The sequence below is a fragment of the Limnohabitans sp. genome, assembly GCF_031539175.1.
Lineage (GTDB): Bacteria > Pseudomonadota > Gammaproteobacteria > Burkholderiales > Burkholderiaceae_C > Limnohabitans.
On the sequence record NZ_JAVKLQ010000034.1, the window covers coordinates 1 to 20279 of the forward strand.

The 20279-nt window shown below is 57.6% G+C and carries 19 protein-coding genes; 9 read left to right on the forward strand and 10 right to left on the reverse strand.

What is annotated here, in order from left to right:
* The coding region (locus RMS95_RS06630) for a methylmalonyl-CoA mutase family protein (RefSeq protein ID WP_310644697.1) at nucleotides 1–559 on the forward strand (559 nt) is incomplete at its 5' end.
* A 55-nt stretch (nucleotides 560–614) separates the two neighbouring features.
* Nucleotides 615–2108: an AMP nucleosidase gene (locus RMS95_RS06635; RefSeq protein ID WP_310644699.1), complete on the forward strand. Its 1494-nt coding sequence runs from the start codon at nucleotides 615–617 to the stop codon at nucleotides 2106–2108.
* 3 nt (nucleotides 2109–2111) lie between these two features.
* On the opposite strand, the gene asd is transcribed toward RMS95_RS06635, so the two are convergent.
* Nucleotides 2112–2975, reverse strand: a complete 864-nt coding sequence (asd, locus tag RMS95_RS06640; protein WP_310644700.1) for an archaetidylserine decarboxylase — start codon at nucleotides 2973–2975, stop codon at nucleotides 2112–2114.
* Nucleotides 2976–3006: 31 nt separating this feature from the next.
* Here asd and RMS95_RS06645 point away from each other — a divergent pair, with 31 nt between their 5' ends.
* From RMS95_RS06645 to RMS95_RS06665, 5 genes are all read left to right on the forward strand, one after another.
* The gene (locus tag RMS95_RS06645) at nucleotides 3007–3930 is read left to right on the forward strand and encodes an ATP-binding cassette domain-containing protein (RefSeq protein WP_310644702.1); all 924 of its coding nucleotides are present in this window, start codon (nucleotides 3007–3009) and stop codon (nucleotides 3928–3930) included.
* Nucleotides 3931–3935: 5 nt separating this feature from the next.
* Complete coding sequence (locus RMS95_RS06650) at nucleotides 3936–4709, forward strand: ABC transporter permease (protein WP_310644704.1); 774 nt, start codon at nucleotides 3936–3938, stop codon at nucleotides 4707–4709.
* 120 nt (nucleotides 4710–4829) lie between these two features.
* Nucleotides 4830–5678 carry a 3-hydroxybutyryl-CoA dehydrogenase gene (locus RMS95_RS06655; protein ID WP_310644706.1) on the forward strand — a complete coding sequence of 283 codons (849 nt, stop codon included), beginning with the start codon at nucleotides 4830–4832 and terminating at the stop codon, nucleotides 5676–5678.
* Nucleotides 5679–5713: 35 nt separating this feature from the next.
* The gene (locus tag RMS95_RS06660; RefSeq protein ID WP_310644707.1) at nucleotides 5714–6478 is read left to right on the forward strand and encodes a metallophosphoesterase family protein; all 765 of its coding nucleotides are present in this window, start codon (nucleotides 5714–5716) and stop codon (nucleotides 6476–6478) included.
* Complete coding sequence (locus tag RMS95_RS06665; RefSeq protein WP_310644708.1) at nucleotides 6475–7902, forward strand: bifunctional serine/threonine-protein kinase/universal stress protein; 1428 nt, start codon at nucleotides 6475–6477, stop codon at nucleotides 7900–7902. The genes RMS95_RS06660 and RMS95_RS06665 overlap by 4 nt, the downstream gene beginning before the upstream one ends.
* Nucleotides 7903–7922: 20 nt before the next feature.
* Here the strand turns inward: RMS95_RS06665 and RMS95_RS06670 are convergent, their stop codons facing one another.
* From RMS95_RS06670 to RMS95_RS06710, 9 genes are all read right to left on the reverse strand, one after another.
* Complete coding sequence (locus RMS95_RS06670; protein WP_310644710.1) at nucleotides 7923–8933, reverse strand: tripartite tricarboxylate transporter substrate binding protein; 1011 nt, start codon at nucleotides 8931–8933, stop codon at nucleotides 7923–7925.
* 125 nt (nucleotides 8934–9058) lie between these two features.
* Nucleotides 9059–10039 carry a tripartite tricarboxylate transporter substrate-binding protein gene (locus tag RMS95_RS06675; protein WP_310644713.1) on the reverse strand — a complete coding sequence of 327 codons (981 nt, stop codon included), beginning with the start codon at nucleotides 10037–10039 and terminating at the stop codon, nucleotides 9059–9061.
* Nucleotides 10040–10152: 113 nt separating this feature from the next.
* Nucleotides 10153–11403 (reverse strand): AMP-binding protein, encoded by a 1251-nt coding sequence (locus RMS95_RS06680; RefSeq protein ID WP_310644715.1) that lies wholly within the window; start codon nucleotides 11401–11403, stop codon nucleotides 10153–10155.
* 36 nt (nucleotides 11404–11439) lie between these two features.
* Nucleotides 11440–12249 (reverse strand): ABC transporter ATP-binding protein, encoded by an 810-nt coding sequence (locus RMS95_RS06685; RefSeq protein WP_104799685.1) that lies wholly within the window; start codon nucleotides 12247–12249, stop codon nucleotides 11440–11442.
* A gap of 129 nt (nucleotides 12250–12378) precedes the next feature.
* On the reverse strand, nucleotides 12379–13701 hold the full coding sequence (locus RMS95_RS06690) for an ABC transporter substrate-binding protein (RefSeq protein WP_310644719.1): 1323 nt from the start codon (nucleotides 13699–13701) through the stop codon (nucleotides 12379–12381).
* Nucleotides 13702–13747: 46 nt separating this feature from the next.
* A complete protein-coding gene (locus tag RMS95_RS06695; protein ID WP_310644720.1) occupies nucleotides 13748–14824 on the reverse strand; it encodes a branched-chain amino acid ABC transporter permease in 1077 nt (358 codons plus the stop codon).
* An 11-nt stretch (nucleotides 14825–14835) separates the two neighbouring features.
* The gene (locus RMS95_RS06700; RefSeq protein ID WP_104799688.1) at nucleotides 14836–15765 is read right to left on the reverse strand and encodes a branched-chain amino acid ABC transporter permease; all 930 of its coding nucleotides are present in this window, start codon (nucleotides 15763–15765) and stop codon (nucleotides 14836–14838) included.
* A gap of 10 nt (nucleotides 15766–15775) precedes the next feature.
* Nucleotides 15776–16558, reverse strand: a complete 783-nt coding sequence (locus RMS95_RS06705) for an ABC transporter ATP-binding protein (RefSeq protein WP_310644722.1) — start codon at nucleotides 16556–16558, stop codon at nucleotides 15776–15778.
* Nucleotides 16555–18501 carry an AMP-binding protein gene (locus RMS95_RS06710; protein ID WP_310644723.1) on the reverse strand — a complete coding sequence of 649 codons (1947 nt, stop codon included), beginning with the start codon at nucleotides 18499–18501 and terminating at the stop codon, nucleotides 16555–16557. Before RMS95_RS06710 ends, RMS95_RS06705 begins: the two co-directional genes overlap by 4 nt.
* 193 nt (nucleotides 18502–18694) lie before the next feature.
* Here RMS95_RS06710 and RMS95_RS06715 point away from each other — a divergent pair, with 193 nt between their 5' ends.
* Nucleotides 18695–19408, forward strand: a complete 714-nt coding sequence (locus tag RMS95_RS06715) for a Crp/Fnr family transcriptional regulator (protein WP_310644724.1) — start codon at nucleotides 18695–18697, stop codon at nucleotides 19406–19408.
* A gap of 54 nt (nucleotides 19409–19462) precedes the next feature.
* On the forward strand, nucleotides 19463–20233 hold the full coding sequence (locus RMS95_RS06720) for a pseudouridine synthase (protein ID WP_310644725.1): 771 nt from the start codon (nucleotides 19463–19465) through the stop codon (nucleotides 20231–20233).
* The last annotated feature ends 46 nt before the right edge of the window (nucleotides 20234–20279 follow it).

The window sequence follows — 20279 nt, forward strand, 5'->3', positions numbered from 1 at the left end:
CACGCCCACCGAAGACTCGGTGCGTCGCGCCATGGCGATTCAGCTCATCATCAACCGCGAGTGGGGCTTGGCCAAAAACGAAAACCCCAACCAAGGCGCGTTCATCATCGAAGAACTCACCGAGTTGGTGGAAGAAGCCGTATTGGCCGAGTTCGAACGCATTGCCGAGCGCGGTGGCGTGTTAGGCGCGATGGAAACCGGCTACCAACGCGGCAAGATTCAAGACGAATCGATGACCTACGAAATGCTCAAGCACACGGGCGAGCTGCCCATCATCGGCGTGAACACCTTCCGCAACCCGCACGGCGAGCAAGTGATGGACAAGCTGGAGTTGGCCCGCTCCACCGAAGAGGAAAAGCAAAGCCAGTTGAACCGCTTGAACGACTTCCACACCCGCCACAAAGAGGCGGCTACGGTGCAACTCAAACGCCTGCAACAAGCCGTCATCGACAACGCCAACGTGTTCGAGGTGTTGATGGATGCGGTGCGTGTGTGTTCGCTGGGGCAGATCACCAACGCCTTGTTTGAGGTGGGTGGTCAGTACCGCAGGAACATGTAAGGCCATGTGACGGGCGCTGTTAAAAAGTGACACAAAGCGCTCGTAACATCGGGGCATGAGTATTCGTCCACCTTTCATCGCCCCCACCCGTCACACCGACGCCGACAGCGCGCTTGCCCAAGTGCAGGCGCTGTACCAAACCAGTCTTGACCATTTGCGACTGGCCATGAAGCAATTTGTGGGAGGTGCTGCGTTTGAGCAACGGGTGCGCGCGTGTTACCCGTTTGTGCGCATTCACACCCAACAAGGGGCGCTGAAAAAGAACAGCGACAGCGCGCACCTGAGCTACGGCTTTGTGGCCGAGGCTGGCCGTTACGAAACCACCCTCACCCGGCCTGATTTGTTTGCCGCGTATTACCGCGAGCAATTCCGTTTGCTGCTGCAAAACCATGGCGGCACGCTGGAGGTGGGCGTCAGCCATCAACCGATTCCTGTGCATTTTTCGTTTGCCGAAAACGATCACATTGAAGGCGAGATGAGTGCAGAGCGCCGCCAGCTGATGCGCGAGGTGTTTGACTTGCCCGACCTCACGGCGATGGACGATGGCATTGCCAACGGCACGTTCCAACCGAAAGCGGGCGAGCCACTGCCTTTGTCGCTCTTCACAGCCGCGCGCATGGACTATTCGCTGCAACGCCTGCGCCACTACAGCGGCACCAGCCCCGAGCATTTTCAGAACTATGTGTTGTTCACCAACTACCAGTTCTACATTGACGAGTTTGTGCGCTTAGGACTTGAGGCCATGCAAGACCCCCACAGCGACTACATCGCGTTTGTGGAGCCCGGCAATGTGGTCACACGCCGCGTGGGCTTGCCCGCTGAAGCGAATGACGCACTCGGTAAAGTGCCGCCCCGTTTGCCGCAAATGCCCGGCTACCACTTGGTGCGCGCAGATCACACAGGCATCACGATGGTCAACATTGGCGTGGGCCCTGCCAACGCCAAAAACATCACCGACCACATCGCGGTGCTGCGCCCACACGCATGGCTCATGCTGGGCCACTGCGCAGGCCTACGCAACACGCAGCAGCTGGGCGACTACGTGCTGGCCCACGGCTATGTGCGCGAAGACCATGTGCTGGACGAAGAGTTGCCGCTGTGGGTGCCCATCCCCGCATTGGCCGAAATTCAAGTGGCGCTTGAACAAGCGGTGAAGGATGTGACGCAATGCGAAGGCGCAGAGCTCAAACGCATCTTGCGCACGGGCACGGTGGCCAGCACCGACAACCGCAACTGGGAGCTGTTGCCAGACAACACGCCACAACGCCGCTTCAGCCAGAGCCGCGCCGTGGCACTCGACATGGAAAGCGCCACGATTGCCGCCAATGGTTTTCGGTTCCGTGTGCCCTACGGCACGCTGCTGTGCGTGAGCGACAAACCGCTGCACGGCGAGATCAAACTGCCGGGCATGGCCAACCACTTTTACCGCGAACGCGTGGACCAACACTTGCGCATTGGCATGCGCGCGATTGAGTTGCTGCGCCAGCAAGGGCCAGCGCAACTGCACAGCCGGAAGTTGCGTAGCTTTGCCGAGGTGGCGTTTCAATAAGCCTTAAGCGGCGTCCCCCATCTTCTCGCCCAAGCGCACGCCTTGTGCGGCCTGCCAAGCAGGGTTGAGCGCGATGGTGTTCTTGGGCCACAGCAACACCACGGTAGAACCCAACAAGAAGCGGCCCATTTCGTCGCCTTGTTTCAAGCTCAAGTCTTGGTCGTCATAGGTCCACTCGCGCAGGGTGCCTGAGCGGGGTGGGTTGACCACGCCATGCCACGGTGTGGCCATGCTGCCCACGATGGTGGCACCGACCAGCACCAACACAAATTGCTGAAGCGTTTCCCCGGCAGCACAAGGCATGTCAAACACGCAGACCACACGTTCGTTGCGTGCAAATAAGCCGGGCACGCCACGCGCCGTGGCGGGGTTGACCGAGAACAAATCACCGGGCACATGAATCATGCGGCGCAAGCGGCCCGCGCTGGGCATGTGGATGCGGTGGTAGTCCTTGGGGCTGAGGTAAATCGTGGCGAACTCGCCGTCTTGGAACTGCGCCGCCAAGGTCGCATCGCCGCCCACCAGCGCTTGCGTGCTGTAACTGTGGCCTTTGGCTTGAAACACTTGGTCGCCATCGATGCGGCCCAGCTGGCTGATGGCACCGTCTACCGGACACACAAATGCCGCATCGGCCAAGGGGCGTGCGCCGGGCTTCAAGGCGCGGGTGAAGAAATCGTTAAAGCAGGCGTACTGCGTGATGTCAGGCTGCGCGGCTTCGTCCATGTTGACTTGGTATTTGCCAACGAACCATGTGATGAGGGCGTGCGTCCACTTGCCGCAACGCGCGCGCGCCACAGCACCCGCGAATTGCGTCAGCAACTGCTTGGGCAAGATATGTTGCAAGGCCACAAAGGTTTTTTCATTCATTTCGCAATTTTAGGCGGGCACAATGAAGCGCATGAGCACCCCACTTTTTGAATGCCAACACCTGGTCAAACGCTACGCCGACAACACCGTGGTGAACGATGTCTCATTCAGCATCGCCCCCGGCGAATGCTTGGGCGTCATTGGCCCCAACGGCGCAGGCAAAACCACCACCTTGCGCATGTGCCTCGGCTTGGCACAGCCCGACAGCGGCAGCATCCATGCGTTTGGCTTGTCGATGCCCAACGATGCGCTGGCCATCAAAGCACGCTTAGGCGTAGTGAGCCAGTTCGACACGCTCGACCCCGACTTCACCTGCGCCGAAAACCTCATGGTGTTTGGCCGTTACTTTGGGATGAAGAAGGCCGACATTCAAGCGCGCATTCCGCAGCTGTTGGAGTTTGCCGCGCTCACGCACAAAGCCAACGCCAAGCCTGGCGAGTTGTCGGGCGGCATGAAGCGTCGCCTCAGCTTGGCGCGCGCCCTCATCAACGATCCGGATGTGCTGCTGCTGGACGAGCCCACGACGGGCCTCGACCCACAAGCGCGTCACCTGATGTGGGAACGCTTGCAACAACTGCTGCAGCAAGGTAAATCGATTTTGCTGACCACGCATTTCATGGACGAGGCCGAGCGCTTGTGCCACCGCTTGTTGCTACTCGATCACGGCAAAAAGATTGCAGAAGGCACCCCGCGCGACTTGATCGCCCAACACCTAGAGCCCGACGTGGTGGAGGTGTATGGCAACGGCGCCTTGGCTTTGGTGAACAGCCCCATCGCCGCGTTGGCACAACGTGTGGAGACCAGCGGCGAGACCGTGTTTTTCTACACCCAAGACGCAGCGCCCTTGCTGCAAGGTTTGAGCGCACACCCAGGTCTGCGCACGCTGCACCGCCCTGCCAATTTGGAAGACTTGTTTTTGAAAATGACCGGACGCCAAATCCGTGAAGAAGGCTAAACGCGATGCACACCTATTTCCGTTTCTGGCCCGTCTTCTTGCGCAACCTCTTGGTGTGGCGCAAGCTCGCCATACCCAGCCTCGTGGCCAACATTGCCGAGCCCTTGATGTGGTTGGTCGCTTTTGGCTACGGCTTGGGCGCCTTGGTGGGCGACGTCACGTTGGGCGCCGACAAGGTGCCCTACATCTTGTTCTTGGCCAGCGGCTCCATCTGCATGAGTGCCATGAACGCCGCCACCTTTGAAGCGCTGTATTCCGCCTTCTCGCGCATGCATGTGCAAAAAACGTGGGACGGCATTCTGAACGCCCCCATGCGTTTGGACGATGTGCTGTTGGCCGAAATGCTGTGGGCGGCGTTTAAAGCCCTGTTCACCATCACCGCCATCTTGGGCGTCATGTTTGCACTGGGCATCACGCACAGCTGGAAGTTGCTGGCCGCTTGGCCGATTTTGTTGTTCGTCGGCATCACCTTCAGCTGCATCGCGTTGATCTTCAATGCCCTCGCCAAAGGCTATGACTTCTTCACGTATTACTTCACCTTGTTTTTGACGCCCATGATGTTTTTGAGTGGCGTGTTCTTTCCACGCGATCAACTGCCAGGCATCGTGCGCGACATCTCGGCCTGGTTACCGCTGACCCAAGCCATTGCCTTGGTTCGCCCACTGTTCATGGACCAGTGGCCCACCGATGTGGCACTGCATTTGGGCGTGCTCGCGGTGTACACGCTTGTCGCTTGGAAGATTGCGCTGCACTTGACGAAAAAACGCTTCAAAGCCTGATGACATGCCGCGATTCAGCGCCCCCATTTGGCCGTAGCGATCGCAACAAACGTCAGCCAATCGAAGGTCAAGCCTCGGTAACATGGAATCTTTGATTTAAACCGCTAAGGGAGTTTTCCAATGAGCATTCAAACTGTAGGCATCATAGGCGCCGGCACCATGGGCAACGGCATTGCACAGGCCTGCGCTGTGTCGGGCGTGAACGTGGTGATGGTGGACATTTCTGAGGCGGCCGTGGCCAAAGGCGTGGCCACCATTTCAGGCAGCTTAGACCGCTTGATCAAGAAAGAAAAAATCACCGAAGACGACAAAGCTGCGGCGCTGGCTCGCATCAAAGGCAGCACCCGCTACGACGACCTCAAAGACACGCAATTGGTCATCGAAGCCGCCACCGAAAACTTTGAACTCAAAGTCAAAATCTTGAAGCAAGTGGACGCCTTGCTCGATGCCAGCGTGCTGATTGCATCCAACACCTCGTCGATCTCGATCACCCAACTCGCCGCCGTGACCACACGCGCCGACCGTTTCATTGGCATGCATTTTTTCAACCCCGTGCCCATGATGGCGCTGGTTGAAATCATCCGTGGTTTGCAAACCTCTGACGCCACACACGCCGCGGTGCATGAGCTGTCGACGCGCTTGGGCAAGAGCCCCATCACGGTGAAAAACGCCCCAGGGTTTGTGGTGAACCGCATCTTGGTGCCCATGATCAACGAAGCTTTCTTTGTATTGGCAGAAGGCCTCGCCACCGCCAAAGACATCGATGCCGGCATGGTGCTGGGTTGCAACCAACCCATTGGCCCCTTGGCCTTGGCCGACATGATTGGCTTGGACGTGTGCTTGGCTGTGATGGAGGTTTACCTCAACGAATACGGCGACAGCAAATACCGTCCTTGCCCCTTGTTGAAAGAAATGGTGGCCGCCGGTCAATTGGGTCGCAAAACGGGCCGTGGCGTTTACGTCTACTGAACGAATTTTCAACGCCCTGACAAGCACCTCGCGCCATGAAACTGGCTCTGCTCTCCGATGTGCACAGCAATTTGCACGCACTTGATGCGTGCTTGCTGCATGCCCAAACACAAGGGGCAGACCGCATCGCGGTGCTGGGTGATTTGGTGGGCTACGGCGCTTTTCCGTCAGAGGTGGTGACGCGTTGCCAAGCATTGCAAGCGCAAGGCGCCATCGTGCTGCGTGGCAACCATGAGGAGTGGGTGCAACGCCACGCGGGCATGACGCCCAAGACCGATCAAACGCTGGGCGAGCAAACCGCGCAATGGACGCATGACCAGCTGTCCCCCGCTCAGCGCTTTTGGTTAGAAATCTTGCCGCTGACGGCGCACCTTGAGCAAACCTTGCTGGTGCATGCCAGCGCCGATGCGCCAGAAAAATGGCGTTACATCACCGATGAACGCATTGCCGCATTGAGCTTGGATGCCGCGTGCGCCAACCCCGAGGTGCGTTATGTGTTTGGTGGTCATGTGCACCACCCCTCGCTGTATTACCGTGGCACGGGGCGCCAGTTGATGGCGTTCAAGCCCACCGCAGGCGTGGCCATTCCGGTGCCCTCTCACCGCCGCTGGATCGCCACCGTGGGCTCGGTCGGGCAACCGCGCGATGGCAACCCACGCGCCATGTATGCGCTGTTTGACAGCACCGCGGGCAAGCTCACGTTTCACCGCGTCGCCTACGACCACATGGCGGCCGCACGCTGTGTACGCGAAGCAGGCTTGCCTGAGTTTTGTGCACGCCGCTTGGAGACGGGGCAATGAAACGCCTAGAAGTAGGCACCACCTTGGACGGCTTTTGCATTGGTGCCTGCCTGCATGCAGGCGGCATGGCGCACATTTATGAAGTGACCTACGCCGACCAACGCCCCGCTCCGTTTGCGATGGTGATGAAGGTGCCCCGCATGACGGCGGGTGACGGTGCCGAGAACATCGTGAGCTTTGAAGTCGAGCATCAAATCTTGCAGCTGTTGCAAGGCATGCATGTGCCCCGCTTTGTGGCAGCGGGCGACTTGGTGAATTTGCCTTATTTGGTGATGGAGCATGTGCCGGGCCAAACCTTGCAGCAGCGACTCGACCACTTCACGCAACAGCACACACGCCCCAGCGCCGCGGAGATCGCCCAAATTGGCGCCGCTGTCGCCCGTGCGCTGCACAGCCTGCACCAACAAAACACCTGCCACCTCGATCTCAAACCCGCCAACGTGTTGATGCATCCCGATGGCCATGCCGTGCTGCTTGACTTTGGCTTGTCTTGCCACGCGCACTACCCCGACTTGCTGGCCGAAGAGCTGCGCAAGGCCGTGGGTTCACCCGCATGGATTGCCCCCGAACAAGTGGTGGGCGTGCGGGGCGACCCACGCAGCGACATCTTTGCGCTGGGTGTCGTGCTGTATGAGTTGGCCACGGGCGAGTTGCCTTTTGGCAATCCTCAAACCGACGGTGGCATGCGCCAGCGCTTGTGGATGGACCCCAAACCGCCACGTCAGTGGCGCGCCGATGTGCCGGAGTGGCTGCAAGAAGTGGTACTGCGCTGCCTAGCCCCCGAAGCGGACCAGCGCTACCCCTCGGCAGCGCATGTGGCGTTTGATTTGGAAAACCCAGAAGCCATTCACGTGACGGCGCGTGGCCGTCAGCTGAAAGGCACGTCTTTTTGGACGCACCTCAAACGCTGGGTGAAAGCGGCAGGCATGCACTACCAACCCAGCGCCATGCCGACGCAACAGATTGACGAGGTGCCCATCGTCATGGTGGCCGTGCCACACCACGAAGCGAGTGACGCCACCCTCTATGCACTGCGCCAAGCGGTGGCACGGGTCTTGAAAAATCGTCCCGGCGCGCGGTTGACGGTGGTCACCGTGATTTCAACCAGCCAAACCAGTGCGACAGAGAGCGCCAAAAGCGAAACGTCCGTTCACCGCCAACACCTCGCCCAATTGCACCAATGGGCTCAACCGCTGGACATCGCACAGCACCCCACATCGTTCCATGTCCTAGAAGCCAACGACGTGGCCAACGCGCTGCTGCGCTACGCCGAAGGCAACCATGTGAGCATGATCGTCATGGGCGCGGCCACGCATGGTTTGCAGATGCAACGGTTTGTGACAACCGTACCGATCAAGGTAGCGATGGACGCCCCTTGCACGGTGATGTTGGTGAAACAGACGCTGCCTTTTGAGAGGCTCTGAGCGCCCGTCTCAACCCCGCATCAATCGACTTTGGCGCCCGAGGCCTTCACCACTTGCGCCCACTTCTTGTGCTCGGCATCGATGAACTTGGCAAACTCGGCGGGGGTGTTGCCGCCAGGAATCGCACCTTGAGACAACAGTTTTTCTTTGACGGCAGGCGAGTTCAGGGCCTTCGCCACTTCTTGCTGAATGCGAGACACCACCTCGGATGAAGTGCCTGCAGGGGCCAACAAACCAAACCACGAACTGGCTTCGTAGCCCTTCATGCTGGGGCCGCCAGCCTCCTCCACCGTGGGCACATCAGGCACTGCCGCGGAACGCTGGCTGCTGGTGACGGCCAAGGCTTTGAGCTTGCCAGATTTGATGTGCGGAATGGACGATGGGAGGTTGTCGTACATCACGTCCATGGAGCCCCCCAAGAGGTCGAGCAACGCGGGACCTGAACCTTTGTAGGGGAAGTGAACCATGAAGGTGCCACTCATGCTCTTGAACAACTCACCCGCCAAATGGATGGAGGTACCGTTACCGCTGGACGCCATATTGAGTTTGGCGGGGTTGGCTTTGGCATACGCGATGAAGTCGGCCACGGTGTTGATGTTGCGCGCTTTCGCGGTCTCGGCGTTGACCACCATCACGTTAGGCACACCGGCCACCACGGTGATGGGCGCGAAGTCTTTGATGGGGTCAAACGGCAACTTGTTGTAAAGCGCGCGGTTGATGCCGTGCGTGCCGACCGTGCCCATGAGCAAGGTGTAACCATCGTTGGCAGATTTGGCCACGATGTCGGCGCCGAGGTTGCCACCTGCGCCCGCCTTGTTATCCACAAAGAAAGTTTGACCAAATGCTTTGGACAACTCCGGTGCCATGGCGCGGGCCAAGATGTCCGTGGTGCCGCCTGGGGCAAAAGGCACCACGATGCGCACAGGCTTGGCGGGCCAAGCTTGCGCTTGGGCGTGCACACCTGTCAACGCAGCCGCACTCAACACAGCCGCTTGAAGGCTCAATTGCAATAAATTTCGGCGTAAAAACATACGGTCTCCTGATTTGATTTTCTGGGGTGATGATGCCACCGCATGCATGCGGATTCGGTCACCTATGTGAAAGCGGGTGAAGTGATTACCCCTAATAAAAAAGCCACCCGTAGGTGGCTTCTTTATCAGTCTGCGTAAACGCCAGCAGCCTGAATGACGGGCCCCCATTTGGCGATTTCTGAAGCCACAAATTTCTTGTGCTCCGCAGGATCGGTGCGCTTGTCGGTCACGACAACTGCGCCCAAACCTTGTTGCTTTTTGATGAACTCAGGGTCCTTCAACGCAGCTTTCAATGCGGTGTTCAGCTTGGCCGTCACATCGGCCGGTGTGCCTTTGGGTGCATACAAACCGTGCCAAATGCTGACTTCAAAGCCTTTGAGGCCTGACTCATCCAACGTGGGCAAATGCTTCAGAGCGGGCGTACTCAAGCGCTTGAGCGACGTGACCGCAAACGCCTTGACCGTCTTGCCTTCGATTTGGCTGGTGGTGTTGGTGGTTTGGTCGCACAACAAGTCAATCTGGCCACCCATCAAGTCGTTCATGGCGGGTGCTGTGCCTTTGTAGGGCACGGTGGTCATGTCGATTTTGAGGGCGCTTTGGAACAACAAACCGCACAGGTGCGATGCAGCCCCCAAACCGGCATTGCCCAAATTGACCGAGCTTTTGTTTTTCTCAATCCAAGCGGCCAACTCTTTGTACGTGTTGGCGGGCAAGGTGGGACGACCAATCAGGGTCATGGGCACGTCGTTGACCATGCCCAAGTACTCAAAGTCTTCCAAGGTGTTGTAAGGCATCTTGCGGTACAGCGCAGGCGATGTCGCCATGCCGATGTGGTGCAAAAAGATGGTGTGCCCGTCTTGCGGCGCCTTGGCCACTTTGTTGGCACCGATGGTGCCGCCAGCGCCCGCCACGTTTTCAACGACCACGTTAGCGCCCAAAGGCTTGCGCATGGCTTCGGCCAAATCGCGTGCCACGCGATCCGTAGGACCTCCGGCAGTGAAAGGCACCACGATGGTGACCGGCTTGTCTTTGATCGGGAAATCTGCGGCTTGTGTGCCAGTGATTGCGGCAAAAGCCAGCAGGCTCAGGGTAAACAGTTTTTTCATGGAAGCCTCTTCTGATTGAAGCCCCATACTAAAGCACTATTGACAGTTTTGAGATTTCGGTAATTACGTAGGGACTTGCATTGATCAACATCAATTAAAATCCTCTGCGTTTTTTATTGATACGTTCGCGCGTCTTCAATGACCTTGCCGTCATTGGGCAAACTACCGACGGCCACCAAAGTGACCTCCGCGCGCAGCTTGGTGATGTCGCGCACGGCATCTCCAATTTTTTGCACCAAGCCCTCGGTCTCTGCGGCTTCGACATTCAAACGCATTTGATCGTTGGCCATCTCGCCGGTGACAACGAGTCGGGCACGCGCGATTTCAGGGAAACGCTTGACCACCTCAGCCACTTGGCCGGGGTGCACAAACATGCCACGCACTTTGGTGGTTTGATCGGCGCGGCCCATCCAACCTTTGATGCGCACGTTCGTGCGGCCTGTGGGACATGGGCCTGGCAACACGGCTGACAAATCGCCTGTGCCAAAGCGGATCAGCGGGTAATCGGGGTTGAGCGATGTCACCACCAACTCGCCGACTTCACCTTCCGGCACCGGATCGCCCGTGCCGGGGCGCACGATCTCTACAATCACGCCCTCATCCAACACCAAGCCTTCGCGCGCCTCGGTTTCGTACGCAATCAAGCCGAGGTCTGCCGTGGCATAGCACTGATAACCAGCAATGCCACGCGCCGCCAACCAGTCGCGCAAGCTAGGTGGAAAAGCTTCGCCAGACACCAGTGCCTTTTTAACGCTCGGCAAAGCCACGCCCATCTCGGCCGCTTTTTCCACAATGATTTTCAAGAAGCTGGGCGTGCCGATGTAGCCCGCTGGCTTCAATTCGGCCATCGCGCCCACCTGCTGCTCGGTTTGGCCGGTGCCTCCCGCAAAGACCGTACAGCCCATGGCATGCGCCCCCGTTTCCATCATCGAGCCCGCGGGCGTGAAGTGGTAACTGAAGCAGTTGTGAATCAGCTCATTGGGGCGAAAGCCTGCCGCGTGAATGGCACGGGCCATGCGCCAGTAATCAGGACGTGCGCCTTCAGGCTCGTAAATGGTGCCGGGGCTGGCAAACACGCGCGGCATGGCTTTGCCAAAACCAATCGCAGCGAAGCCTCCAAACACGTTGGTGGCGCGCTGGGCCTGCTGTTGCGCCAGCAGTTCGTATTTTCGAATAACAGGCAGCTTGGCCAAGGCGGATCGGCTATTGACACTGGCCGCATCAATGCCCGCCAAAGAGGCCGTGAAAGCCGGTGAGTTTTTTTGCGCATGCGCCACCTGCTGAGGCAAGGCGGCCATCAGGGCGGCTTCGCGTTCAGCGGGGTTGCGGGTTTCGAGGGTGTCGTAGTGTGAAGGGGTCGTCATGACTTGCATTCAAGGTGTGTGAATTGACGTATGACGTTAAGCCAACCAACGCTTGCGGCGCTTGTAGCTCTTGGCATCTTTGAAGCTCTTGCGTTCGCCGCCGCCCATGCCGAGGTAGAACTCTTTCACGTCTTCGTTGTTGGCCAAGTCAGACGCGGCACCGTCCATCACGATGCGGCCCGACTCCATGATGTAGCCGTAGTCGGCGTACTTCAAAGCCATGTTGGTGTTTTGCTCAGCAATGAGGAAGGTGACTTTTTCTTTGTCGTTCAAGTCTTTGACGATGTTGAACACCTCTTCCACGATCTGCGGTGCCAAGCCCATCGAGGGCTCATCCAGCAACACCATGTTGGGGTTGGCCATGATGGCGCGACCAATCGCGCACATTTGCTGCTCGCCGCCCGAGGTGTAGGCAGCCTGAGACGTGCGACGTGTTTTCAAACGCGGGAAGTAGTTGTAGACCTTCTCCAAGTTGGCGGCGATTTCGCCTTTGTCGCTGCGGGTGTAGCTGCCCGTGAGCAAGTTTTCTTCGATGGTCAAGTGGGCAAAACAGTGACGCCCTTCCATCACCTGCACCACCCCGCGCTGCACCAAATCAGCAGGCGTGAGGTTTTCAATGCGCTCGCCGCGAAACTCGATGCTGCCTTTGGTCACCGCACCGCGCTCGCCTTGCAGCAAGTTAGAAATGGCGCGCAAGGTGGTGGTCTTGCCCGCACCGTTACCGCCCAACAAAGAGACGATGCTGCCTTCTGGCACTTGCAGCGAAACGCCTTTCAAAACCAAGATCACATGGTTGTAAATGACCTCGATGCCGTTGACGTTGAGAACGATGTTGTTGGCGCTCATAACTTACCTTGCTAAAAAAACGTTGCTGGTTGAACCAAACCTCAAACCCAACCTTGGCGGGTGAACCTGAGGTTTAGCGGCTCGTAAGAGCCACCAAACGATCAGCCACACGGGCTGATCTGCGTCAGATTAAGACTGGCAGTCTGCAGGTGTGCGACGTGTCAGTTTTTTCTCTGCGGCGTACTTGTCAGCGAACTGCTTGACCAAAGGCTTGATGATGGACTCATCGGCCTCCACCCAATCAGAGCTGTAGACCCACTTCTTGCCGTCCCATGTGTGCAGACGCGCAGAGCGTGAACCTTCGTGGTCCAAGCAAGAGGTGCTGATTGGCTTCATCACGGTGCCTAAGCCCAATTTATCGAGGGCCTTTTGGTCCAGGGCCAAGTTCTCCAAGCCCCAACGAATTTGCTCGCCGTTCATGACTTTGCCTTTGCCAAAACGCTCTTGCGCACGACGAACACCTTCCACAGCCAAAGCGGCGCTGACCAAGCCACGGTTGTAAAGCGTGGTACCGACTTCCTCAACAGGGCCAGTGCCTTGCTTTTTGCCGTGAACAATGTTTTTGATATCGTTCATGACTTTGCCGCCTTCGCCTGTGGCGACCAAGCCGTTGTAGCCCTTGGCAGCTTCACCCACGTCTTTGACGTCGGGTTCAGCAGCGGACCACCACACGCCATACATTTTTTCGCGCGGGTAGCCGGTGGCCACAGCTTCTTTCAAAGCGGCAGAGTTCATGACGCCCCAGCCCCACAACAACACGTAGTCGGGACGGGCTTGACGCACTTGCAACCAGGTGGCTTTTTGCTCCACGCCAGGCGCGGTCACGGGCAAGAGTTGCAAGTCGAAACCTTGCATCTTGGCGCGCTCTTGCAACAGAGGAATAGGCTCTTTGCCGAACGGGCTGTCGTGATACACCAAGGCAATCTTCTTGCCCTTGATGTTGCCGCCTTCTTTTTTGGTGATCAGCTGCATGATGATGTCAGCACCCGACCAATACGTGCCTTGCAAGGGAAAATTCCACTTGAACACTTGACCATCGCTGGACTCTGAACGGCCATAGCCGCCAGTAATCAGTGGGTTTTTGTCTGACGGTGCTTTCTCGGTCAAGGCGAAGGTAATGCCGGTGGACAAGGGCTGGAACACCGCGCCTTGTGATTTGCCTTTCAGTCGCTCGTAACACTCCACACCACGGTCTGTGGCGTAAGCGGTGTCGCACTCTTCATACGTGATCTTGACGCCGTTGATGCCGCCATCGCGCGCGTTGATCAACTTCAAGTAGTCCACATAGGCGTTACCCCATGGCACACCGTTGGGTGCATAGGCGCCTGTGCGGTAAGGCAGCACCGGGAAGAACTGCTCTTTGGCTTGCGCCTGAGCGGATGTGGTGACCAAGGCGCTGGTCATGCCTGTGGCAGCCACGGCAACAGCCAACATGAGGGAACGAATTTTCATTTTGAAGTCTCCTTAGAAAAATTTATGCAAACACCAGAAAAACAAATCAGTGTGGGAAAGGCCACAAGCGCAGTTTTTGCTTGCCCATGCTCCACAACTTGGCCAAGCCGTGCGGCTCGACGATCAAGAACCAAACAATCAAGGCACCGAAGATCATTTGCTCAGCATGTGTGAGCGCGGCGGTGCTGACGGGGATGCCGACCAAGTCACCCAACCAAGGCAAGGCGTGGTTGATGATGACGGGAAGAATCACGATGAAGCCCGCGCCAAAGAAGCTGCCCATGATGGAGCCCATGCCGCCCAAGATGACCATGAACAACAGCTGGAACGAACGGTCCACCGAGAACGCCGCAGGCTCCCAAGAACCGAGGTAAACAAAAGCCCACAAAGCGCCAGCCACCCCCACGATGAACGAGCTCACCGCAAAGGCGCTGAGCTTGGCGTACATGGGGCGAATGCCGATCACAGCAGCGGCCACGTCCATGTCGCGAATGGCCATCCACTCGCGGCCAATGGCGCCACGCACCAAGTTTTTGGCCAATAAACCAAACACCACCAAGAAGCTCAAGCAGAAGATGTACTTCTCAAACGGCGTGTTGATGGAGAAACCAAACACCTGCAAGTCAGACACCGAAGCCGTGCCCGATGCCGAGTCGTTGGTGAACCACTTGATACGCAAGAACGCCCAGTCGCAAAAGAACTGCGCCGCCAGCGTGGCCACGGCCAAATACAAGCCCTTCACCCGCAAACTGGGAATGCCAAAGAACATACCGACCAAGGTGGCAAAAAAGCCGCCCATCAGCACCGCCACGATAAGCGGCATGCCGTCGATGCGCACAAAGAAGTTGTAGGCCGCGTAGGCACCCACCGCCATGAAGGCCCCTGAGCCCAGAGAGATCTGGCCGCAATAGCCCACCAAAATGTTCACGCCCAAAGCGGCAAGCGACAAGATGAGGAAGGGAATCAAAATCGCACGCAGCATGTATTCGTCTGCGAGCATGGGCACGCCAATGAAGGCGAAGGCGATGAGCAGCAACACGCCAATGCGGTCTTGCGTGATCGGGAAGATCTGTTGATCTGCCTTGTACGTCGTTTTGAATTGACCGTTTTCTCTGTAAAACATGATTCTTTTCCTTACACGCGGTCGATGATTTTTTCGCCAAACAAGCCTTGCGGACGCACCAACAAGAAGCCCAAGGCCAAGACGTAGGCGAACCAAATTTCAATCCCGCCGCCCACATAGGGGCCGAGGAACACTTCAGACAATTTCTCGCCCACGCCAATGATCAAGCCGCCGATGATGGCGCCGGGCACCGAAGTCAAGCCGCCCAAAATCACCACAGGCAACGCACGCAAAGCCACCGTGGAGAGCGAAAACTGCACGCCAAGTTTGGAGCCCCAAATCATGCCGGCCACCAACGCCACCACACCGGCCACGCACCAAACGATGACCCAAATGCGGTTGAGTGGAATGCCAATGGATTGGGCCGCTTGGTGGTCATCCGCCACCGCACGCAGTGCACGACCGGTGGTTGTTTTTTGGAAAAACACACTGAGCAAAGCCACCAAACCAGCGGCAATGAAAGCCGCCACCAAGTCTTCTTGGTTGATCATGATGCCGCCATCAAAGGTGGACTCCATCAGCATCCAAGGTTCTTTGGGCATGCCCACATCGATCTTGTAAATGTCGCTGCCGAAGATGGACTGGCCCAAGCCATCGAGGAAGTAGGTGATGCCCAAGGTGGCCATCAACAAAGTGGTGCCTTCTTGGTTGACCAAGTGACGCAAAACCAAGAACTCAATCACCCAAGCCACGACAAACATCACCGCCGCGGCGCCAGCAAAAGCCAACAGGTTGACGAGTACAAAGTTGTCGATCCCCGTCAGCGCTGGAATCCATTCGCCAAAGCGGGCCATGGCCAACGCAGCAAACAGCACCATCGCGCCTTGGGCGAAGTTAAAGACACCCGAGGCCTTGTAAATCAGCACAAAGCCGAGGGCCACCAACGAATACAACATGCCAGCCATCAGGCCGCCAAAGAGGGTTTCAAGAAAAAATGCCATGTTCTTGTCCTTAGTGAGAAGTGCCGAGGTAGGCGCTGATGACCTCCTCGTTATTGCGCACCTCATCGGGGGTGCCGTCGCCGATCTTCTTGCCGTAGTCGAGCACGACGACGCGATCAGAAATATCCATCACCACGCCCATGTCGTGTTCGATCAACACGATGGTGGTGCCGAACTCGTCGTTCACGTCCAAGATGAAGCGACACATGTCTTGCTTCTCTTCCACGTTCATACCGGCCATGGGCTCGTCGAGCAACAACACTTGCGGCTCGAGTGCCAACGCACGCCCCAAGTCGACACGTTTTTGCAAGCCATAAGGCAGTTGACCCACGGGTGTTTTGCGGAAGGCTTGAATTTCCAAGAAGTCGATGATGCGCTCGACCTTTTCGCGGTGCGCCATTTCTTCTTGTTCAGCAGGACCGATGCGCAAGGCTTGCATGAAGATGTTGCTCTTCATCCGCAGGTTGCGACCGGTCATGATGTTGTCGAGCACGCTCATGCCTTTGAACAAGGCCAAGTTTTGAAAGGTGCGTGCAATGCCCATGGTCGCCACTTGGTGGCTGTCCATGTGGCCGAAGGTTTCACCACGGAAGGTGATGGAGCCCTCTTGCGGCGCATACACACCGTTGATGCAGTTGAGCATGGAGCTCTTGCCCGCCCCGTTGGGGCCAATGATGGCGCGCACTTCGTGCTCTTTGACGTTGAACGAAATGTCGGTCAAGGCTTTCACGCCACCGAAGCGCAGGCTGATGTTTTTGACGTCGAGGATGACGTCGCCGATTTTTTTGCTCATGCTGCTTTCCCCACAGGCGCGAAGGTTTTGGCGTCAGACAACTTGAGCGTGGCGCTCACGCTGCCGGTGCGGCCGTCTTCAAACTTCACCACGGTTTCAATGAATTGCTCGGTCGCACCGTTGTACAGGGCGCCGACCAAGGCGTCGTATTTTTCGGCGATGAAGCCGCGACGCACTTTGTTGGTACGGGTGAGTTCACCATCGTCCGCATCGAGTTCTTTGTGCAACACGAGGAAGCGGCTCACTTGGCTACCGGCCAACAGTTCGTCAGCGGCCAAATCAGCGTTGACCTTTTCGACACACTCTTTGATCAGACCGTACACCTCGGGCTTTTGCGCCAAATCGGTGTAGCCCGCGTAGGGCAAGTTGCGGCGCTCCGCCCAGTTGCCCACGGCATCAAAGTCGATGTTGATCATCACGCACACTTTTTCGCGTTGGTCGCCATAGGCCACCACTTCTTTGATGTGCGGGAAGAACTTGAGTTTGTTCTCGACGTACTTAGGTGCAAACATGGCGCCGTCGTTGGCACCGCCTTTGATGCGGCCCACGTCTTTAACGCGGTCAATGATCTTCAAATGGCCATGGGCATCCAAGAAGCCGGCATCGCTGGTGTGGTACCAGCCGTCTGCGGTCAGCACTTCGGCGGTGGCGGCGTCGTTCTTGTAATAGCCTTTGAGCAAGCCAGGCGACTTGACCAAGATTTCACCGTTGTCGGCGACCTTGATTTCCACGCCAGCGCAAGGCACACCCACAGTGTCAGCACGCGCTTCGTGGTCGGGCTGCAAGCAGACGAACACGGCGGTTTCGGTGGAGCCATACAGCTGCTTCAAGTTCACGCCGATGGAGCGGTAGAAGCTGAACAAATCTGGACCAATCGCTTCACCCGCGGTGTAGGCCACGCGCACGCGGCTCATGCCAAGGTTGTTGCGCAGCGGCCCGTACACAAAGAAGTTGCCCAAGGTGTAGAGCAAACCACCCAGCAAGCCAATCGATTGGCCAGCCATTTTGGTGGGGCCATATTTGCGAGCCACATCCATGAAGTAATGGAACATGCCGCGCTTGATGGCTCCGGCGTCTTCCATGCGAATCATCACGCTGGTGAGCAAGCCTTCAAACACGCGGGGTGGCGCGAAGTAATAAGTGGGGCCGACTTCTTTCAAGTCGATGGTGACGGTGGCGGCAGATTCGGGGCAATTCACCACATAGCCGCAATACAACCACTGCGCGTAGCTGAAGATGTTTTGACCAATCCATGCGGGTGGCAAATAGGCCAACACGTCTTCTTCAGACGTGAGCTTGTCAAACTTCGCACCGGCTTCGGCACGGTTGATCAATGAGTCATGCGTGTGAACCACGCCTTTGGGATTTCCCGTGGTGCCAGAGGTAAAGAACATGGCGCCCACATCCTTCGCGTTGGCCTTCTCCACCTCGGCACGGAAGAACGCGGGATGTTGCTTGGCATACACCTCACCTGCGGCCAACAATTCATCGAGCGACGCCAAGCCAGGCTCGTCGTACTTGCGCAGACCACGCGGATCATCAAAAAAGACATGTGCAATTTGTGGGCATTGCTCGCGAATCTCGAGCAACTTGTCGACCTGCTCTTGGTCTTCCACCACGCAGAAACGCACTTCGGCATTGTTGAGGGGGAACACGCATTCGGGGCCTGCTGCGTCTTGGTACAAAGGAATGGGAATCGCGCCCAAAGACTGGGCAGCCAACATGGTGGCGTACAAGCGAGGGCGGTTAGAGCCCACCACCACCAAGTGCTCACCACGGGTCAACCCCGCTTGGTGCAAGCCGCACGCCATGTGCTCCACCAAATGCGCCATGTCAGCCCACGTGGTGGTTTGCCAAATGCCGTATTCCTTTTCGCGCATGGCGGGCGCCTCAGGGCGCTCGCTGGCATGCTGGAGTAACAGTCGGGGGAACGTGGTCTGCATTCCGAGTCCTTGTTCAAGTGTTCTATGTCGACGAATGTGGCTGTCTCGTTTGAGACGAGATCATCCTGTTGGGCGCGATCGTAGGACTATGTTTGACGCCAAGTTGTCGTTTCGACGACAATTTAGGGTAGACACCTACAAGGACTTACCCGAGTCTTACCTCTCAAAAAGACATTAATTACTTAGGACTGCTATGGCGACAGAATCCAGTGTTTTTCAGCGACGTCGCGCGCCCAGCGTGGCTGAAACCAACCAAATTCCTTGGCTGGCTTTGCTCACGTCGGACGAACGTGCGCGCATCACACCTCAGTTGGTGGTGAGTGACCCGATGCCTGGTGATTACGTGTGCCGCATGGGCCGCTCAGCGACGTTCTGGTTTGGCGTGATCGAAGGTTTGCTGAAGATGAGCACCGACAGCGCGAGCGGTCGCACCATCACGTACACCGGCGTGCCGCCGGGCGGATGGTTTGGCGAAGGCACGGCCATCAAACGTGAGCCCTACCGTTACAACATCATGGCACTGCGCCGCAGCGTGGTGGCAGGGCTGCCCATCGACACCTTCCATTGGCTGCTCGACAACTCGATTGGCTTTAACCGTTTTGTGATGAACCAACTCAACGAACGCTTGGCGCAGTTCATCGAAGCGCGTGAGATTGACCGCTCGAACAGCCCCGATGTGCGCGTGGCGCGTAACTTGGCAGCGCTGTTTAACCCGACCTTGTTCCCTGGCGTGGGCGAGATGTTGCGCATCACCCAACAAGAGCTGGCGTATTTGGTGGGACTGTCACGCCAGCGCGTGAATGTGGCGCTCAACACACTGCAAGAGCAAGGCGCGATTCGCATTGAGTACGGCGGCATGCGCGTGCTTGACTTGACCGCCCTACGCGCCTACGGCACAACGACCTGAGCGGCAAATGCTGGGCCGCCACTCGTTAAACTCATCGCCTTACTTGCACCGCTTATGTCAGACACATCTCAAGACCTCACACGACTCAACAAACGCATGGCCGAACTTGGGCTTTGCTCACGCCGCGAGGCCGACGCGTGGATTGAGCAAGGCTGGGTCTTGGTCAATGGCCGCCCTGCTGAAATGGGCGTGAAAGTTGGCCCGAATGATCGCGTGGAAATTGACCCACGCGCCAAAGGCCATCAAGAAACGCAAGTGACCATCCTGCTGCACAAGCCCATGGGCTATGTGAGCGGCCAAGCCGAGGACGGCCACGAACCCGCCATCACACTGATCCATGGCCGCAGCCACTGGCGCGAAGACACCTCGAAAAACCGCATTCAACCCTCGCAACTGCGCGGCTTGGCCCCTGCCGGTCGCTTGGACATCGACTCGGTGGGCTTGCTGGTGTTGACGCAAGACGGCCGCGTGGCCCGCCAGTTGATTGGCGAAGACAGCCACATGGAAAAAGAATACTTGGTACGCGTGACCTACCAAGGCGAAGCCCTGAATGTGCAAAAAGTATTTCCACGCGAGCAACTGGCCAGCCTGCGCCATGGCCTGAGCCTAGACGGCAAGCCCTTGAAGCCGGCCCAAGTGGAATGGCAAAACCCCGAGCAACTGCGCTTTGTATTGACCGAAGGCAAGAAGCGCCAAATTCGCCGCATGTGCGAGCAAGTGGGCTTGCTGGTGGTGGGGCTCAAGCGCATCCGCATGGGGCGCGTGGTACTGGGGAATTTGCCTGTGGGACAGTGGCGCTATTTAGGCGCCCACGAACGGTTCTGAGCGAGGCGAAGCGCTCTCTTTTGCGGACTCTTGAAATTTTGGCCAA

Coding starts and splice junctions, on each gene's coding strand:
- RMS95_RS06635 (WP_310644699.1), top strand. CDS start 615: ATGAGTATTCGTCCACCTTTCATCGCCCCCACCCGTCACACCGACGCC.
- RMS95_RS06700 (WP_104799688.1), bottom strand. CDS start 15,765: ATGGCATTTTTTCTTGAAACCCTCTTTGGCGGCCTGATGGCTGGCATG.
- RMS95_RS06690 (WP_310644719.1), bottom strand. CDS start 13,701: ATGAAAATTCGTTCCCTCATGTTGGCTGTTGCCGTGGCTGCCACAGGC.
- RMS95_RS06675 (WP_310644713.1), bottom strand. CDS start 10,039: ATGAAAAAACTGTTTACCCTGAGCCTGCTGGCTTTTGCCGCAATCACT.
- RMS95_RS06715 (WP_310644724.1), top strand. CDS start 18,695: ATGGCGACAGAATCCAGTGTTTTTCAGCGACGTCGCGCGCCCAGCGTG.
- RMS95_RS06720 (WP_310644725.1), top strand. CDS start 19,463: ATGTCAGACACATCTCAAGACCTCACACGACTCAACAAACGCATGGCC.
- RMS95_RS06705 (WP_310644722.1), bottom strand. CDS start 16,558: ATGAGCAAAAAAATCGGCGACGTCATCCTCGACGTCAAAAACATCAGC.
- asd (WP_310644700.1), bottom strand. CDS start 2,975: ATGAATGAAAAAACCTTTGTGGCCTTGCAACATATCTTGCCCAAGCAG.
- RMS95_RS06710 (WP_310644723.1), bottom strand. CDS start 18,501: ATGCAGACCACGTTCCCCCGACTGTTACTCCAGCATGCCAGCGAGCGC.
- RMS95_RS06665 (WP_310644708.1), top strand. CDS start 6,475: ATGAAACGCCTAGAAGTAGGCACCACCTTGGACGGCTTTTGCATTGGT.
- RMS95_RS06655 (WP_310644706.1), top strand. CDS start 4,830: ATGAGCATTCAAACTGTAGGCATCATAGGCGCCGGCACCATGGGCAAC.
- RMS95_RS06660 (WP_310644707.1), top strand. CDS start 5,714: ATGAAACTGGCTCTGCTCTCCGATGTGCACAGCAATTTGCACGCACTT.
- RMS95_RS06645 (WP_310644702.1), top strand. CDS start 3,007: ATGAGCACCCCACTTTTTGAATGCCAACACCTGGTCAAACGCTACGCC.
- RMS95_RS06650 (WP_310644704.1), top strand. CDS start 3,936: ATGCACACCTATTTCCGTTTCTGGCCCGTCTTCTTGCGCAACCTCTTG.
- RMS95_RS06670 (WP_310644710.1), bottom strand. CDS start 8,933: ATGTTTTTACGCCGAAATTTATTGCAATTGAGCCTTCAAGCGGCTGTG.
- RMS95_RS06680 (WP_310644715.1), bottom strand. CDS start 11,403: ATGACGACCCCTTCACACTACGACACCCTCGAAACCCGCAACCCCGCT.
- RMS95_RS06695 (WP_310644720.1), bottom strand. CDS start 14,824: ATGTTTTACAGAGAAAACGGTCAATTCAAAACGACGTACAAGGCAGAT.
- RMS95_RS06685 (WP_104799685.1), bottom strand. CDS start 12,249: ATGAGCGCCAACAACATCGTTCTCAACGTCAACGGCATCGAGGTCATT.